The organism is Nocardia asteroides (genome assembly GCF_021183625.1).
Classification (GTDB): domain Bacteria; phylum Actinomycetota; class Actinomycetes; order Mycobacteriales; family Mycobacteriaceae; genus Nocardia; species Nocardia asteroides_A.
The window spans coordinates 2,990,907-3,007,064 of sequence record NZ_CP089214.1 but is presented as its reverse complement, the minus strand read 5'-3'; the positions used below and the strand labels follow the sequence as shown (position 1 = coordinate 3,007,064).

Sequence of the window (16,158 nt, the reverse complement as noted above, 5' to 3'; positions counted from 1 at the left end):
GTCGGAAGCTTAGCAGCCCATGTAGTTATCCTCCTTACAGGATTTCCCACTCTAGTATACCGTGGCGATGGATTTAGGGCAACCTAAGCAACATCACGTTGCTATCGGGCTGTAGTTGTCGAATATATCTGTTGGTACCAGTTCCTGAGTGGTTCGTTCGCTGAACAATACACCATTCAAGTGGTCGATCTCGTGTTGTATGACACGCGCGAAGTATCCGTCGAAATTCGCGCTTCGCTTCTCCCCATCGAGAACATAATATTCGACTGTGATCTTTGATCGACGCTCGACTTCTCCTGCAAGCCCCCACAGTGACATACAGGATTCCCGCTTTTTATCTTTCTTTCCGGTTGCGGCGATCAGCACGGGGTTGATCAGCACGAGATCCGCTCCGGTCTTGGGTTCTGCTTTGGCGACTACGGCCACCGACAGATTGCTGCCAATCTGGGGTGCCGCAAGCCCCACGCATAGGGGTTGGGCGTGCATAGTATCGAGGAGGTCAACTACGAGGATCCGGACTGAATCATCGAATTCTTGCACCGCTACTGTGGATGAACTGAGAGTTGCGTACTCGTCCGGGGTGCCGCCAACTCTCTGACTCTGAATTATTGTTCTGTGAGCCATAGTCATGTCTCCGTATTCCCTGGGAGTGGTCCGACTGGGTTTCCGCCTGCCCATGACCATCTCAGACGGTAATAGCGATATAGTTTGGCAGCGACCTCTACCTCGATTCTACCTCGGTCGAACTTGAGATCCGTTTTTGTTTTGAATGCGTAGTTGGAGTCGATGCTCCGCATCTCCTCAAAGTAGGCGACCTCATCACGCAGAGAGTCTGCTGGAACGTCAACTACGAATTTTATAGACTTGGTGGGCTCTTCGCTGGAAGCCGATACGAAAGGCTTTGATTGCCTCCAGTTTGTCAATGGCGGCCATACTACTGTAAATTCAGCTTCTTCGCCTCGCATCAGTGAGCACTCAAGCACTGTCGAGTAGAAGGTCCAAATGCCGACTCTTTCGACTTCGGCGGTTGTCGTGGCACAACCCGGGCCCGGTTGCGGAGTGGCCGCCGCGCCACCTGTCCACACAAACTTGTCGAGGTATCGCTCGACGTTGTCGTGGCGAGCCTTGATCTTTATCTCTCGGGAAAATATAAGCTCGTCTTTTTCGTTGACGACATAGCGATATGTTTTCTGAAGAATAGTGTAATGGGGCTTCACCCTGGGGTAATAGTAAGTCGCAAAGCTCAACCTGGTGTAAAGATAGTAGGAAAAGCAGCCGATTAGAAGCAAGGTAAAAGCAACTGAAGGAACCCATACTATCGCAGGGTCGTTGCCCTGATACTTCCCTGCTACTACATAGAGTGCCGCAGAGATGCCAGCCAGTACAAGCCAGAATAGCTTTTTCGCGATCTCGTCACGAACGAGGTTGCGGGCCCAGACGACTACCGGCGACGTTTTGGCTGGCAAGAGAATCCCCACTAATCTCCCTGCACTGCTGTGCACGAACTCGAATCAAGGATCACGAACTATGATGCTTGCAACGATGCTGAGGGAAGGCTATCACCCTCATCGTATCGTGTCCCACGGCTTGGGGAGTTGATGCGGGCTTGCTGTAGCTAATTTGGATGCGGCGCCCTGACGTGACAGGGGTGCGCACGCGGGACGGCAGTACCGCTCCTTGTGTCACTCTCTGCCATGCCACCAGACTGCGTGCCGACCAAAGTGATTACTGCTCAAGCTGTTCGATCACCCGCTTGAGGGCGGCATCCAGAGCGCGCACCACATGCAGCAGCTCGATCACATCCAGCCGCCGCTCACCGGTTTCGTACTTGCTGACGAACGACTGCGGCACGTCAAGGCGCCGGGCGACCTCCACCTGGGTGAGCCCGGCCTCCAGGCGCAGCTGGCGCAAAATCGCGCAAAGGCGCTGGTACTCGGCCGAATATATCGACTTTTCCACAAGGTCAACCGCACCTTGCGAAACCGAATATCCCAATTTAGGATATTTGGTACCGGTTGCGGGCGGTACCGGCCGGCGACCAGTAAGGGAGGTGGAGCATGGGTGGCGACGGCAGCGGCAAGTAGGCCGCAATGAACGGGAGCCGCAGCGGCGTGGACATCGGAGCCGCTGCGGCTCTTCGTATTCCGGTTCGCGAGCATTTTGTTCTGCTACAATAAGAGCAGAATATGGAAGACCCGCAAGACCGCATCGTCAAGCTCCAAACCATTCTCGCCGCGATCGTCGTGGCGGTCATCGGTGTCGCGCTCATGGTCTTCGAGGCGCAACTTCCTCATCTGCCAGAGTTCGCCTGGCTCGCCTTCTTCCCATGGAGCGAAGTCGGTGGCACCCTCCTGGTGGCCGGGGTGCTCGGGCTCGGCATTGACTACGTCACTAGCCGCGACCGAGATCGCCGCGACACGGCTCGACTCACCCGCGTGCTGCGGGACTCTGCACCTGTCATGCGGGACGCCGTCATCGAGGGTTTCGCCTTCGGACGCGAGGACCTCGCCCGGGTCACCAGCCCCGAGACCCTTGACGATGTCATCGTCAACAGCCTGGCGCTCCGGCTCGGCGATAAGACCTTCGCCGCCGAGGTGTATAACGACATCCGCGCCCAGGCGGTGAAGGCGCCGGAACGTTGGCACGACGCCTCGGTCGAGATTCGCCTCTCCCCGCTCCCGGCTACAGCCGGGAGTAGGAACGCCGACGGCGTTCCTACTGACTCCGCAGCCAGACCGGCACTGTTCAGCGTCAGCGTCCGGTGGGAGTACGACGTTATCCCGGCCCGCAGGGCCAAGCGCTTCGCCGTGACCTCGGACTGGACGGAGTACACCGACCTCCTCAAGAACGATCCGGGAACGTCAGCCTGGTTCCTATCGCCCAAGCCGGGCGTTCACGTTTCCGATCGGGAAGCATTCGAGCTCGTTCAGTTCACCGTAGACGGTCGCGATCGTCCGATCCGCCGGGCCACTCGGAAGAACGGTCAGGTCTACACCGTCGATCTCGGCTCAGCGTCCGAAGGTGCCGACAAGCCGATCCGAGTGGCCTACACCTATCGCACCGTCACTGAGCAACGCGGCAACCTGCTCTATGTCGACATCGAACAGCCCACCCGTGGCGTCACCGTCGAACTCGACTACGGCGACTGCGCCGTCGAGCGCGTGAGTGTCGTCGATTTCATCGCCAGTAGCCGTGGAGCGACCATCGAGCGATCGCCCGAGTCTGTTCCAGGCAAGGTGGTCCGGGTCGCCTTCGACGGCTGGGCATTGCCGCGAAGTGGCGTCGGATTCATCTGGGTCCTCGGATCAAGTGACACCGCTGAATAGCGGCCCTGCCGAGGTATGCCCAGGCTCAGGCCTGCGTGCGTGCCTGTCGGACGACCTCCCGCGCAGTCTCTGCGGGCAGGTCGACTCCTTTGGCCTCCTTGTACTGGCGCTGCACTTCCACCACCGCCTCTGCTTCTGATCCCTCCACGGGCACGTTCACCTGCATCGAGAACTTCGCCTCCAAGTCCCTCTGGAGATCGCGCAGTGCCTGCTGATTGATCGTCACACGGTCCACAAGATCCTCCTCCAGTCGCCGGTCCAATGACGCGACTGTAGGAGTAGGCACCGACAGATTCCGCCATGCCGCTAGGGGAGCGGAGGGCAGCCGCCCGTGCTCGATGGTCTGTGGAACCGCTGTAGACGCTCCTATCTCAGATCAGCGATGCCCGAGTCGTCTTGGCTGACCGACACCTACTGTTCGGCGGTGGCCTGTGTGTAGGCGTCCACGACTTCCGCAGCAACGCGCCCGCGGCTTGACACCTCTATACCGTTCGCCCGAGCCCAGTCGCGTATCGCCTGAGTCTTCTCGCGGTCACCGGAGGAGCGGGCGATGCTCTTCGACTTCGGAGCCCGCCCCACCCTTCGAGCGTGCGGAGACCACTGATCGAAGAGCCCGCGCAGCTGCTTGGCGTTGTCGGTCGAGAGGTCGATCTCATACTGCACGCCCTCCAGAGCGAACGAGACGGTTTCTTCGGCGGTTGACTTCCCGTCGAAGTCGTCGACCAGTTCGACGGTCACCTTGCGCGCCATGCTGCTTTCCTCCGTCTCGATACCGAACGGAAGTCAGACTAGCGCGCCAAAGTTGCAGGACCGTCTTCGCATGACAATGCGCTCCTGACCAAGCTAGATGTGATACTGCGATAGGAGTGCCGTGGCAGAGAGGCCACCTTGCTGGACTGACACCGAACCAACCCGTTCGAATCATTGTCAGTTCCTCAGAGGAATTGCGGCGATTCCGATTCGTTGTTGAGGCCCGGGCCGCGCCCAGCCAATGATGTCCGACCTTCGATGCAGCATGCGCAAGAGAGTCGTCAAAAAACTGTACGGTCGTTTCTGATGCTAGAGCCCCGACGAGGGAACGACCCACCATGCTCGTCACCCGAATCTCATGGATGTGATTCGGATGCGCTACCATCTCTCAGGTGCTCGGAGGGGTTGGTGTCCCCCCGTGCAAAGGTCGATAGACATCGGTCTTGGCGGTCGATTTTCTTGTTCTTCCCTGGCGAATTTGTGAGATAATGGAGGTGTAGTGATAAATCGCATCATCATCAAAGGCTATCGACTGTTCGACGAATTCGAACTTGAGCCTAATGATGGTGTAAACATCATCGTCGGAGACAACGAGGCGGGTAAGTCCACGCTGCTTGAAGCGATCGCCTTGGCGCTCACGGGGCGCATTGGGGGCCGCTGGGCTGGGGATGAGTTGAACCCGTATTGGTTCAATCAAGCGGCGGTGAAGAGCTATTTCGAATCTCTTGGAACGTCATCGCCACTACCGCCACCCGAAATACTGATTGAGCTGTATCTGTCCAATGAGGACGATAAGCTTCAGGAAATGTTTGGGGTTCACAACTCGCTTCAGTTAAAAGCGCCCGGCATCCGCATTCGAATCGCTCCATCGCCCGCGTACCGGGAAGAGTTCGCGGACTATATGGCGGCTGAAGATCGCCCGAATATTCTACCCACTGAGTGGTACGAAGTCGACTGGCGAGATTTCAGCGATGAGAGGCTCACGCGGCGCCCTAAATCTCTTGGTATCGCCACCGTGGATTCCCGCACGATTCGATCAACCTCGGGGGTTGACCATCAGACCCGAGAGATGATTACGGATTTCATCGAACCGAAGGAGATGGCGGCAGTTTCGGTTGCGCATCGGAGCGCGAGGCATCGCATAAGCACCGAAGCGCTACAGACCGCGAATCAGAGAATAGCTGGGCAGGGCCACGCTTTCTATGACCGGCCAATTGGTCTTCATATGGATCAATCTGCTGGTTCCTCGTGGGCGAACAACATAGTCCCTCAAGTCTCTGATGTGCCATTTGCAATGGCTGGGCAGGGGCAGCAGGCTGCGATAAAAGTTGCCCTCGCAATGAACAGGTCAACTGAGAAGACTGCATTCGTGCTTGTCGAGGAGCCTGAGAACCATCTCTCTTATACGAGTCTGACGAAGCTTGTTTCACGAATTGACGATCTGGCTAGAGGCCGTCAGGTGTTCCTGACAACTCACAGCTCGTATGTACTGAACCGCCTCGGCCTCGATAAGCTCGTGCTCCTGCATCGGGGAGTTCGTGCTAGCTTTCGTGATTTACGTCCAGATACAGTCAAATATTTCAAGCGGCTCTCTGGCTACAACACTCTGCGGCATGTTTTAGCTGATAAAGTGGTTTTGGTTGAGGGCCCGACTGACGAGATGGTATTTCAGCGCGCGTTCAGGGATTCCCACGGCGGCAAGTCACCGATCGAACTTGGGATCGACGTAGTATCTACAGCCGGTCTGGCTTTTGCGCGTGGCCTTGAGTTGTGTGCGGCGCTTGATCGGCGAGTTGCGGTGGTGCGCGACAACGACGGCAAGAATCCCGATCATTGGCGTGCCCCGCTCAAGGCGTGGTTGAAGTCGGAAGTTCGAGAAGTCTTCATTGGTAATCCGGGTGATGGCAAAACGCTTGAGCCGCAGTTCTTGAATATCAACGACGAAAAGGCCCTACGGGAGCTATTTGAAGTATCGGACGATAGCAAGACGACCTTGGATTGGATGACGGGCAATAAGACCGAATGGGGGCTGATGCTGGCGGAGTCGAATCTGGCAGTCAAATATCCGCAGTACCTCATGGATGCAATTGATTTCATATCATGAATACTCTTACGCTTGCAGTGGCGGGTGCGCGCAAAACTCAGTCGGTTGTCGATGCATGCGCGAGTGGCCACCAAGGCAGACGACTTGTCATAACCTTTACTCAGAGCGGGCAGCGTGACTTGGAGCGCCGCCTCGATGCAGCATGTGCGCCCGACAGTCGGCCGGACGTGTGCGGTTGGTACACGTTCTTGATGCACCATTGGGTTCGTCCCTTTCTGCCACTGTTGTACCCAGGGAGACGGCTAGCTGGATTGAACTTTGAGGGCACTCCTCAAATGAATGCGCAAGGCATCGTTATTGCCAAAGGCGAGCGGCGATATCTGGACTCAAACTCGCGGGCTTATAAGGACTTTCTCTCGAAGCTTGCAGTAGATGTTGCTAAAGCGGCCGAGGGGAGTGTCATTGATAGACTGCAAAGGATTTACGACGAGATCTATATAGATGAAGTTCAGGATCTTACGGGATCTGATCTGGATGTACTGGAATTATTGCTGAAGTCGGCGTGTGAGCTCCGTATGGTCGGTGATCTCCGCCAATCGTTGCTCAGTACAAATCCGAAGGATCGGCGTCACCCTCAGTATCGCGGATTAGGTATGCTGAAGTGGTTCGAAGAACAGGAACGGCAGGGCCGACTGGGAGTATCGCACGCTTCGGAAACGTGGCGGTCTGTGCAAGAAGTGGCTGACTTCTCTGATACTATCTTCGCCTCCGCCCTGGGATTTCCGCCGACTCTTTCGAAGCAGACTGCTGTATCAGAGCATGACGGTGTGTTTGTGATCGGCGTGGAGCACATCGGCGACTATATTGCAGCCTTCAGTCCGATATGCCTGCGCGAGCGGGTTAGTACCCGCGTGCCGGAGGGGATCGCTGCGGTCAACTTTGGCCAAGCGAAGGGCCTCACTCACGAACGGGTAGTCATTTTTCCAACCGATTCGGTGAAGAAGTTCTTATATAAGGGAACTGCTCTGCCGGAGCGGTCTGCGTTCGGATTATATGTAGGCGTAACTCGCGCAGTACACAGTGTAGCGTTTGTACTGGATAAGCCGGAAAAGTCGCGCCTCATGAGATGGGTCCCTGACGGGCAACTGGCGCTGAAGGTCGCAATTCCGCATTCTCTTTTCGAAAGTGCGCCAGCAACCGCGTATTGATTCTGTATAGCGCTGTAGCTGGGTAGTTTGCTCCGCGTTGGGCGGTAACCGTGTCGGAGATTCGTTCCGATACCGTCATCGCTCCCGTCCATGCGTGTCGCGCATCCTCACGCCCCGCTTGCGGAGCGCGTCGTGAACCGTGCCCGGGTCAACGTTGAAGTACGTTCCAATCTGAGCAAGTGACTGGCCGGACTCGTACAAGTGGGCGGCCTGGGCAACCTGCGCGGGATTTAGCCCCTGGTTGCGCATCGCTGCTCCGCCTTCGTGGAGGATCTTCAGAACGGTTCCCTTGCCCAAGTGGAACTCGCGAACCAGCTGCGTTGATGTCGCCCCGGCGTTGTACTTGGCAACGATCTCGTCGCGGATGGCCTGAGTGAGGCGTTGCTTGTACTTGCGTTGGTGCGGCCGGGCAGAGGGGGTATGACTGACATCACGCAATGGGGTGGAGGTAAGGCGATCCTTCAGGGCGTCCAGACGATCGGATAGCCATGCCTGCCTTGAATAAGCTCCTATCAAGTCCACAGAAATAGCAGCTCAGGCCCGGTCACTGACCGGGCCTGACTTGTTTCCTGTCCGGGCCCCCGTTTTGGTTCTGTGATTCGATGGATGCCGTGTGCGGACCGGCTTTGTCGTGGTTCCGATGCCGATCGCGCCGCGCCGGCGCCGCGAGCAGTCGCTCGGCCTGCACCACGTCATCCCTACCGGCGGCACTCGACCCTGGCGCTCGCATGTGCCCGGCCCGTAGCGAACTCGGCCTGCGCTCGCTCGAAATCGGCTCCTGACATGAAGGTTTCGGCGTCGTCGTGGCGTGACGCCGTCCAGCCGATTCGGGTATTGCTGTGCCCGACCGGCACCAGGCGTGCGGTGCCGCCGGACGCAGCCACGCCCGAAAACGAGTGGAGTACGGCCCCGACAGCGCGGTTGGATGGCCACCTACGGTCGCCCCGCGGCCCCGCGAACATGGATGGAGCCGACGATGCCGATCGCCACACTGCGAGGCGTGACTCTGGACTGCACCGATCCCCGGGCTCTGGCCCGGTTCTACCAAGAGCTGACAGACATGCAGCTCGGCTATGCCTCCGACGAGTTCGTCGCCTTGACCGATGGTTCGGGTCGCGACCTGGGCTTCCAACAGGTCGACGGATACCGGGCCCCGCAGTGGCCCGGTCAGGACGTGCCGCAGCAGTTGCACCTGGACCTCAGGGTCGCCGACCTCGAGGCGGCGGAGAAGGCGGCGCTGGAGTTCGGCGCGGTCAAGCCGGACCACCAGCCGGGTGGCGACCGGTGGCGGGTGCTGCTGGATCCGGCCGGTCACCCGTTCTGCCTGCTCGTCGGCTGATAACAGGAGGAAAGTCGGTCCGGTGCGCCGTTCCAGCGCGCGGTCTGGCGGTAGTGGCGACCGGGTCCATACAGTCGGTGTCGCGGCCGTCGCTGGGCTCCAGGCACCGGTAGCCCGGAATCGAGTCGGCTCGGCAGCAGCATCCCGTGCCCGAGCACGATCTCGTCCCCTCGGACCGGGGTGGCGGTGGTAATCCCGCGGAAGCACCCCGCATCGCACACGCCTCAGGGTGTTCGGGTCGTGGAGCATTGGGCCCATAAGCCCGGAATGCGCGAACACCCGATCGAGCAACCCGTCTGCGCCGTCGATCCGGCGAGGCTTGCGCCGCTATTTCAGTGTGGCTGCACACTGGCGCCGTCCGCCGACATCCGCTCATGCCGGTTTCCGGATGTCGAGGTTGGGTGGTCCTGCACGGGCGCGCTTGCCCGCCGGTCACAGCCAGCAGACCGGCAGTCAGCGCGAGTCAGCGATCGCGCAGCCGACAGCGCCGGACGGACCATGCTGGGTCACCAGGAGCCGGTATGTCTCCGAGTAGATCGAGAGGTACGTCGATTCCGCATGTCGACTACACTCCGTAGTAGACAAGGTGGCAAGGGGGTTCGAGTGGATGACGATGCGATCGCCCGGTTTTGTGCGGCAACCATGACGGGCGACATCGACGCCGTGATCGAAACGTTCGCGGCGGACGCGGAACTCGTGTCACCGCTGGCCGGTCGCGCGGTATTTCGTGGCCATGATGATCTGCGTGTGCTGTTCTCGATCCTGCTGCCAGCCCTGACCGAATTCTCCTGGTTTCGCCTGGTCAGGGGTGACGACGGCACCGCCGTCGCAGTGGCCGAGGCACGTGTCCTCGGTGTGCGGATCGGGGATGCGATGATGATCGAACAAGACACCAACGGCCGCATACGACGCATTACGCCACATGTTCGTCCCTGGTTGGGATCGACCCTGTTGGCGGCCGTTCTGGGCCCCAAACTCGTTCGGCATCCTGCGATGATCCGGCGGGCCTTCGGACACGACCGACCCTGACCGGCGCGGTGCAACGTGCCCCGCTTCGGCGGTGCCACGCCCAGGCTCGCCGCCTCGACCACCGCGGCCCGGATCGTTCTCCCCAGATAGGTGTAGCCACGCCGCATCACGACCGACGAGCAACTGCCCGCCCGGCTTGCCGCGGACCACGCGCATCTCGTGGACGGCGCGGTCGATGGGCTCCCGCGCTTGCCCGAACGATCGGACTCCGCAGTTCTCAAGGATCACGTGGATCTCGTCGAGCAGGGGGGAGCCGAACGGGTCGGTCTCGGCCGGGCACTGCTCGGCTCGATCGACCAGGCGGGTCAGCTGCAGAACCACCGGCAGGAGGTATTCGGTGGCGAGCTCCGCTTCCGCCGCCTCGGCGCGGACCTGCAGCGCCTCGATCAGTTGACGATTGACCCGGTCCTCGCGCAACCGCCGGTGGAACAGGTCGGTCAGTGCCCTCAGTTCGGCTTTGACGCCATCGATCCGGTCAGCCAGATCACTGTCGCCACGCTATCCCTCCCGCAATCCGGCCGCCGACCAAGGTGGCGAACCGGTCGGCGGTGAATTGGCAGGGCACCGGGAACTCTGCCGCACGATGATGGAGTTCGCGCGATTCCGTTGGAGGTGCGCTGATCGGCCGGCTGCCCGTGTGCCGCACCGTCGTCCGCTGTTCACCGGCCATTCGGACCGGCGGGTCCGGCGGCCCCGTACCCTGTGCGCGTGGGGCCGACGGGCAGGGTGCCGAGCACAGCGGCGCGACCGGTCACGGCACTCGCGGCGGTCACCGCCGTCGTGTTCGTGACCTTTCTCGACACCACCGTCGTCAGCGTGGCGCTCGGCGCGATCCGGAACGAGCTGCGCACCGATGTGAGCACGCTGCAGTGGGTGGTCAACGCCTACACGGTGGTCTTCGCCGGGCTCATGCTGGCGGGCGGCTCGCTCGGCGACCGGTGGGGGCGCAAGCGGGTGATGATCGCGGGGCTGGTGGTCTTCTGCGCGGGGTCGGTGGTGGCGGCGCTCGCGGCCACCGTGCCACTGCTCATCCTCGGTCGCGCGATCATGGGGGTCGGGGCGGCGGCCTCGGAGCCGGGCACGCTCTCGCTGCTGCGCCATGTTTTCCCGGACGAACGCGCCAGGGCCCGCGCGCTCGGCGTGTGGGCGGCGGCGGCCGGGCTGGCGCTGGCTGCGGGGCCGGTGCTCGGCGGGGTCCTGGTGCACGCCTACGGCTGGCGCTCGATCTTCTGGTTCAACCTGCTGCTCGGGGCGGCGGCGCTGCTCGCGGCGCTGTGGGCGGTGCCGGAGAGCTCGGATCCGCCGGAAGGGCCGATCGACTGGGCCGGGTTCGTGCTCGGTGCGGGTTTTCTCGGTGCGGTGATCTATGCCGCCATCGCCGGTGAGCACGAGGGGTACACCTCGGGTCCGGTGCTGGCGCTCTTCGTCGCGGGCGGGCTCGCCTTCGTCGCCTTCGTGGTCGTCGAGCTGCGTGCCCGCGCGCCCATGCTGCAGCTGCGCTATCTGCGCCCACCGGCGGTGCGGAGCGCGCTGGTGGTGGCATTCGCCGTGTACTTCGGCGTCTTCTCCATCTTCTTCTTCACGGCGCTGTACCTGCAGGTGATGCTGTCGTACTCGGGGGCGCGGACGGCGACGGTGTTCGCGCCGATGGCGGGCGCGATCGTGGTCGGGTCGCTCGCGGCGGGGTTCTGGGTGGCGCGGCGCGGGGCGCGGACGCCGATGATCGCCGGGTGCCTCGTGGGGGCCGCGGGCATTCTGCTCACCCGGTCCGCGCTGGAGGGGGCGATCGAGGACGGGCCGCTCGCCGCGGCCATGGCGCTGGCCGGTCTCGGGTTCGGCGTCGCGGTGGTGCCGCTGACCTCGGCGGTGCTCTCCGGGCTGCCCGCCGAGCACTCGGGGATGGCGGCGGCGGCGACCAATACGATGCGGCAGGTCGGCTCGGCGGTCGGTGTGGCGGTGCTCGGCGCGCTGGTGAACTCGCTGCTCACCGCGGATCTGAAGGCGCGGATGTCGGAGCTCGGGTTGCCGTCGGAGCTGCAGCCCTTCGTGGTGGACGCGGTGCAGCGGGGTGGGATCCCGGAGGGCACCAACATCACGCCGTACCTGCCGTACCTCTCGAAGCTGAACGACGTGTTGAACACCGGCAAGGGGGCGTTCCACCACGGGCTCGAGGTGGCGCTGCTGGTGTCGGCGATCCTGATCCTGGTTGCGGCCGTCGTCACTGCGTTCGACGCGCCGGGGCGCGCGGGTGGGGACCGCTGAGCGAACCTTCGGAATTACATCTGTGCAGTTCGTGCCGTACTTCCGAACGGTACTTCCGAATGGCAACCTCCCTCGACGGATCGCCGGACTGGGAGATCTGGATCACAGTTCGTGAAGGGGTTACTCGAAAGACGCCGGGCTCAGCGTAATTCGGGGTGCACCCGGAAAACTGTGCCGTTCACTGTGGGTTTGCGGAGTGGGCGAGCTGACCGTCCGCTCCGGCCGGTCCGCGCCATTCGAGCAGCGTGAACAGTGGATATATGCAATCTTGTTATTGCACAACGGCATTGAGAGGGACCCACGGGGCTCGGTGGTGCGGGGCTCCGGCAGAGGGAGTGTGGCGAGATCATGATGTCGTGGAACGCGTCCGAGCCGAGGGAAAGGGGCGCCGCGGGACGGGCGGCTCCCCAGGGTGAGACGCTTCGCGATGCCGCGCGCCGGGAGAGCGGGCGCCGCGGCTCCTCGCGGCGTGCGGACGCGCAGCGGGAGGGGCCTTCGCCCGAGCACGGGACCGAGGTGCCCGGGGTCCCCGGTGGGATGCGGCGGCGGGTGCGCAGCGACGAGTGGGGGCAGGTTCGGTTGCCGCCCCCGGAGCCGTCGGCGGGCGGGGCCGTGCCCGAGCGGTTGCCGCGCGACGCGGCGCCCGAGCCGTGGCCGCGAGGTGAGGGACGTTCGCCGCTCGGGGGATCGCCCGAGCCCTGGGCGCAGGGTGGGGGAGTTCCGCCGCGTGGGGCGGTGCCGGAGCCGTGGTCGCAGGATGTGGTAGTTCCGCCGCGCGACGCGGTGCTGGAGCCTTGGTCGCAGAGTGGGGGAATTCCGCCGCGTGGGGCGGCGCAGGAGCCCTGGTCGCAGGGTAGGGGAGTTCCGTCTCGCGTGCCCGCGCCCGAGCCGTGGCCGGTGCGGGACGGGGGATCGCCGCCGCGGGGTGTACCCGACCCGGGACCGTTCGGGCGCGCGGTGGGGCGTCGCGGTGAGATGATGCCCTACGGCGACGGAGCGGGGCGCCCTCGGCAACCCGGTCCGTACGACCCGCCGGGTCGCCGGGGCGAAGTGCCCCACGGCGAAGCGCGGCGCAGCGGAGGGACTTTCGGGGTGGGGCCTGCGGGCGGCGCCCCGCGACGTGGAGGCGGTGCGATGACCGGCGCCACACCGTTCGGCGAGCAGGGGAGCGGCGGGCCGCCGTCCGGGGAGTTCCCGCAGGTCGGGCGGCGAACCGGGGGTGCTCACCGGTCCGGGGAGATCCCCAGGGTGCCGCCGGATGCCTACCGCACCGGCGAGTTCCCGCGCCTCCGCCCGGAGGCGCCGCGCTCGGGTGAGATGCCGCTGGTGCACCCCAATGCTCCCGGCTCGGGTGCGCTGCCCCGCGTCCGCCCCGACGCCCCGCGCTCGGGTGAGATGCCGCGCGTGCGCCCGGATTCCCCACGATCCGGTGAGCTGCCGCGGCTGCGCCCGGATGCGGCCGCTCCGGCACCCGGGCGCGCCGACTCCGCGCGCTCCGGCGAACCCCGGCGCCCGGACGCCCCCGACTCGGGCGCGCTGCCGCGCGTCCCGCGCTCCGGCGACCCCCGGGGCCGACGACGCGGCGAGGCCCCACCACCCCCTGGCTCCCTGCGCGACGCCGTACGCCGCGACCGCCCCCTCCCCCCGCAGCGCATCCCCCCGCAGCCGAAGAAGGGGAGGGCGTCGGCCCCGCTCTGGCCGGGCATGCTCACCCCCGGCCTCTCCGCCGCGCAGCAGCGGGTGCCCGCGAAACCACGGGTGCGCCGCTCGCTGCTGGTCGGCCTGGTGGCGGTGGCGGGCTCGCTGGCCACCGCGGCGGTGGTGCTCACCTACACCGCGGCGGCGACGAACCCGCGCCAGCCGGTCGCGGCGATCACCGACCCGATCCTCGGCGGCGGCCCCGGCTGCGAGCCGACCAGGGAGAACGGCCTGGTCCGCGGCAACGGCCTCGGCTCCACCGATACCGGCCCCGAGGCGGTCCTCGCCTTCCAGCACGCCTACTACGTGACCCGCTCCGGCATCGCTGCCCGCGCGGTGACCGCCCCGGACGCGGCGGTCTCCACGGTGGAGGTGATCGACGCGGGCATCGCCTCGGTGCCGCCGAACACGCAGCACTGCGTGCTGATCACGCAGATGGCGGACGGCCGGTTCGACGTGGTGATCACCGAGGCCCGCCCGGACGGCGCCGTGCGCACGTACCGCCAGTTCGTCACGGTCACGGTGTGGGAGGGCCGGGTGGTGATCGCCGCTATCGGCAGGCCGTCCTGACCGGGAGCCCGGCCGCGCGGCCCGCCGCGGCGAGCACCTGCTCCAGCATGGCCGGGGTGAGCCTGCCGGTGAAGGTGTTCTGCTGGCTGACGTGGTAGCTGCCGAAGACGTGCAGCGGCTCCCGCTGCGCGCCGCTCGGGGCCAGCGTCACCCGCGCGCCGTGGCCGAAGCGCGGCCGCGGCCGCGGCACCTGCCAGCCGCAGGCGCCGAGCACGGGGAGCAGCGCCTGCCAGCCGAACCCGCCGAGCACGACGACCGCGCGCAGCGTCGGCGCCAGTAACCCGAGTTCCAGCTCCAGCCAGTGCCTGCACCGGTCGCGCTCGTCGACGGACGGTTTGTTCTCCGGCGGCGCGCAGTGCACCGGCGCGGTGATCCGGACGCCGCGCAGCCGCAGCCCGTCGTCGGCGGCGACCGCGGTGGGCTGGTTGGCCAGCCCGACGGCGTGCAGGGCGGCGTAGAGCACGTCGCCGCTGCGGTCGCCGGTGAACATCCGGCCGGTGCGGTTGGCGCCGTGCGCGGCCGGTGCGAGCCCGACGACGAGCAGCGCGGCGTCGGCGGGCCCGAAGGCGGGGACCGCCCGGCCCCAGTACGGCTGCTCCCGGAAGGCGGCGCGTTTCTCCCGCGCCACCCGTTCCCGCCAGGCCACCAGCCGGGGGCAGCCGAAACAATCCGCGACGGCGGCGTCGAGCTCCGCGATCGAGTGCACGGCGGTGATCCCGGCGGGATCCGTGATGGGCGCGCGCGGCGATTTCCGGCCGGTCGCCGGTGGCGCTCCGATTCCGTCGGCGGGAACTTCCGGATTACCGATGGTTCACTTTCCCTTCGTCGGCGCAGGAATCCGATACCGGACATCGGGCAATGCCGCGGGAATGACCGACGCCACGGCCGGGCGATCGATCATCGGATCTCCGGGTTGATAGCATGGCACCTCCGAAGAGCCCCTCTGGAGGGCGCTACCCCGGTTTCACCCGAAAGAGTCGATCCATGCAGTTCGAAATCGTCGAGCGGGACGAGACGTGGGTTGCCGGGCTGCCGGTGCGCAGCCCGAAGCGCGCGCTCGGAGAGCTGCGCGACCAGGCGCTGGAGGCGGCCTGGGCAGCGGTGCTGCACCAGGACCTCGGTGGTCCGCTCGCCAGCGCCTACACCGATTACTCGGGTGAGCTCGGGACGTACAACACCCAGATCGTCGGATATCGGTGTTCGTCGTTCGAGGAAGTCACCAGGGGTCATATCGTGGCCAGGTTGCCGCGCGGAAAGTATGCGAAATTCTCGTCGATGGGTAATTTCCCGCAGATTATGACGGATTTGTGGACGCAAATATCGTATGCCGAGGAGCACAATCAGCTGAAGCGCACCTACTCGGGTGATTTCGAGTGGTATCCGCACGCCTACAAGATCGAGCTCTACCTGGCGGTAGAGCCGCGATGACCTACACGATCGCGGTGCGCCCCGAGGCGATCTACGGCGGGCTCGTTGTTCCCCGGGTGCGGCCCAGCTTCAAGGTCAGCAACAGCGACCTGATCGAATTCCTCAAGGATCGGCTGCGCGACCGGGACATCGCCGGCCGCATGCTCTACACCCTCTACGTGCCCGATCCGGCAGGCAGCTACAACGCCGTCGTCTGCCTCGACTACCCGCAGCCGGCCGAGGTGCCGGTCGGCGATGTGCTCGTCCGGGTGCCGAAGGGCGTCTTCGCCCGCTTCGAGCCGAACGGCGACTACCACGACCCGGTCGAGGACGTCTGGGCGCAGGTCGACGACGCCACCGCGTCGGCCGAGATCACCCGGGCCTACCGGGAGGAGATCGAGGTGTGGCGCAAGCCCGACTCGGTCGAATTGTTCATCTCGATACTGGTCTGACCAGCACCCCTCCTGCTAGGTTGCCACCAGGTTGCCATGAGGGGACTGGCCGGTCTATCGGGTATCCCTCCTT

17 protein-coding genes are annotated in these 16,158 nt (G+C 64.2%); 10 read left to right on the top strand and 7 right to left on the bottom strand.

What is annotated here, in order from left to right; translation table 11 throughout:
• Positions 1-93 precede the first annotated feature (93 nt).
• From def to LTT61_RS14495, 3 genes are all read right to left on the bottom strand, one after another.
• Positions 94-624, bottom strand: coding sequence for a peptide deformylase (gene def / locus LTT61_RS14505; protein WP_269821888.1), 531 nt, complete (start codon positions 622-624; stop codon positions 94-96).
• 2 nt (positions 625-626) lie between these two features.
• The gene (locus LTT61_RS14500; protein ID WP_233020483.1) at positions 627-1,478 is read right to left on the bottom strand and encodes a hypothetical protein; all 852 of its coding nucleotides are present in this window, start codon (positions 1,476-1,478) and stop codon (positions 627-629) included.
• Between the two features lie 247 nt (positions 1,479-1,725).
• Complete coding sequence (locus tag LTT61_RS14495; RefSeq protein ID WP_233020482.1) at positions 1,726-1,959, bottom strand: helix-turn-helix domain-containing protein; 234 nt, start codon at positions 1,957-1,959, stop codon at positions 1,726-1,728.
• Positions 1,960-2,186: 227 nt separating this feature from the next.
• On the opposite strand from LTT61_RS14495, the gene LTT61_RS14490 reads away from it, so the two are divergent.
• The gene (locus LTT61_RS14490; RefSeq protein WP_233020481.1) at positions 2,187-3,326 is read left to right on the top strand and encodes a hypothetical protein; all 1,140 of its coding nucleotides are present in this window, start codon (positions 2,187-2,189) and stop codon (positions 3,324-3,326) included.
• A 25-nt stretch (positions 3,327-3,351) separates the two neighbouring features.
• Here LTT61_RS14490 and LTT61_RS14485 read toward each other — a convergent pair whose 3' ends face one another.
• On the bottom strand, positions 3,352-3,588 hold the full coding sequence (locus LTT61_RS14485; protein ID WP_233020480.1) for a hypothetical protein: 237 nt from the start codon (positions 3,586-3,588) through the stop codon (positions 3,352-3,354).
• Positions 3,589-3,737: 149 nt separating this feature from the next.
• On the bottom strand, positions 3,738-4,076 hold the full coding sequence (locus LTT61_RS14480; protein ID WP_233020479.1) for a histone-like nucleoid-structuring protein Lsr2: 339 nt from the start codon (positions 4,074-4,076) through the stop codon (positions 3,738-3,740).
• Between the two features lie 499 nt (positions 4,077-4,575).
• On the opposite strand from LTT61_RS14480, the gene LTT61_RS14475 reads away from it, so the two are divergent.
• A complete protein-coding gene (locus tag LTT61_RS14475) occupies positions 4,576-6,180 on the top strand; it encodes an ATP-dependent nuclease (protein ID WP_233020478.1) in 1,605 nt (534 codons plus the stop codon).
• A 275-nt stretch (positions 6,181-6,455) separates the two neighbouring features.
• Positions 6,456-7,328, top strand: coding sequence for a UvrD-helicase domain-containing protein (locus tag LTT61_RS14470; protein ID WP_233020477.1), 873 nt, complete (start codon positions 6,456-6,458; stop codon positions 7,326-7,328).
• Between the two features lie 75 nt (positions 7,329-7,403).
• Here the strand turns inward: LTT61_RS14470 and LTT61_RS14465 are convergent, their stop codons facing one another.
• Positions 7,404-7,850: a helix-turn-helix domain-containing protein gene (locus tag LTT61_RS14465; protein ID WP_233020476.1), complete on the bottom strand. Its 447-nt coding sequence runs from the start codon at positions 7,848-7,850 to the stop codon at positions 7,404-7,406.
• 454 nt (positions 7,851-8,304) lie between these two features.
• Between LTT61_RS14465 and LTT61_RS14460 the strand changes: the two genes are divergently transcribed.
• The 5 genes from LTT61_RS14460 to LTT61_RS14440 all read left to right on the top strand — a co-directional run bounded on the left by LTT61_RS14460 (position 8,305) and on the right by LTT61_RS14440 (position 14,226).
• The gene (locus LTT61_RS14460) at positions 8,305-8,667 is read left to right on the top strand and encodes a VOC family protein (RefSeq protein ID WP_233020475.1); all 363 of its coding nucleotides are present in this window, start codon (positions 8,305-8,307) and stop codon (positions 8,665-8,667) included.
• A 603-nt stretch (positions 8,668-9,270) separates the two neighbouring features.
• Positions 9,271-9,696, top strand: a complete 426-nt coding sequence (locus tag LTT61_RS14455; RefSeq protein WP_233020474.1) for a nuclear transport factor 2 family protein — start codon at positions 9,271-9,273, stop codon at positions 9,694-9,696.
• Positions 9,697-9,924: 228 nt separating this feature from the next.
• A complete protein-coding gene (locus LTT61_RS14450; RefSeq protein ID WP_233020473.1) occupies positions 9,925-10,248 on the top strand; it encodes a hypothetical protein in 324 nt (107 codons plus the stop codon).
• A gap of 156 nt (positions 10,249-10,404) precedes the next feature.
• Entirely contained in the window at positions 10,405-11,958 is a 1,554-nt protein-coding gene (locus LTT61_RS14445; RefSeq protein ID WP_233020472.1) for an MFS transporter, read from the top strand.
• Between the two features lie 1,134 nt (positions 11,959-13,092).
• Positions 13,093-14,226 (top strand): hypothetical protein, encoded by a 1,134-nt coding sequence (locus LTT61_RS14440; RefSeq protein ID WP_233020471.1) that lies wholly within the window; start codon positions 13,093-13,095, stop codon positions 14,224-14,226.
• Here LTT61_RS14440 and LTT61_RS14435 read toward each other — a convergent pair.
• A complete protein-coding gene (locus LTT61_RS14435; RefSeq protein WP_269821902.1) occupies positions 14,207-14,959 on the bottom strand; it encodes a uracil-DNA glycosylase in 753 nt (250 codons plus the stop codon). The two genes, LTT61_RS14440 and LTT61_RS14435, sit on opposite strands and share 20 nt — an antisense overlap.
• A gap of 251 nt (positions 14,960-15,210) precedes the next feature.
• Here LTT61_RS14435 and LTT61_RS14430 point away from each other — a divergent pair, with 251 nt between their 5' ends.
• Complete coding sequence (locus LTT61_RS14430) at positions 15,211-15,654, top strand: GyrI-like domain-containing protein (RefSeq protein ID WP_233020470.1); 444 nt, start codon at positions 15,211-15,213, stop codon at positions 15,652-15,654.
• Positions 15,651-16,085 (top strand): effector binding domain-containing protein, encoded by a 435-nt coding sequence (locus LTT61_RS14425; RefSeq protein ID WP_233020469.1) that lies wholly within the window; start codon positions 15,651-15,653, stop codon positions 16,083-16,085. The genes LTT61_RS14430 and LTT61_RS14425 overlap by 4 nt, the downstream gene beginning before the upstream one ends.
• The last annotated feature ends 73 nt before the right edge of the window (positions 16,086-16,158 follow it).

What these genes read in the sequence shown, in the direction of transcription:
- def (WP_269821888.1), bottom strand. Translation starts at nt 624, where the DNA reads ATGGCTCACAGAACAATAATTCAGAGTCAGAGAGTTGGCGGCACCCCG.
- LTT61_RS14490 (WP_233020481.1), top strand. Translation starts at nt 2,187, where the DNA reads ATGGAAGACCCGCAAGACCGCATCGTCAAGCTCCAAACCATTCTCGCC.
- LTT61_RS14480 (WP_233020479.1), bottom strand. Translation starts at nt 4,076, where the DNA reads ATGGCGCGCAAGGTGACCGTCGAACTGGTCGACGACTTCGACGGGAAG.
- LTT61_RS14470 (WP_233020477.1), top strand. Translation starts at nt 6,456, where the DNA reads ATGAATGCGCAAGGCATCGTTATTGCCAAAGGCGAGCGGCGATATCTG.
- LTT61_RS14460 (WP_233020475.1), top strand. Translation starts at nt 8,305, where the DNA reads ATGCCGATCGCCACACTGCGAGGCGTGACTCTGGACTGCACCGATCCC.
- LTT61_RS14440 (WP_233020471.1), top strand. Translation starts at nt 13,093, where the DNA reads ATGACCGGCGCCACACCGTTCGGCGAGCAGGGGAGCGGCGGGCCGCCG.
- LTT61_RS14430 (WP_233020470.1), top strand. Translation starts at nt 15,211, where the DNA reads ATGCAGTTCGAAATCGTCGAGCGGGACGAGACGTGGGTTGCCGGGCTG.
- LTT61_RS14425 (WP_233020469.1), top strand. Translation starts at nt 15,651, where the DNA reads ATGACCTACACGATCGCGGTGCGCCCCGAGGCGATCTACGGCGGGCTC.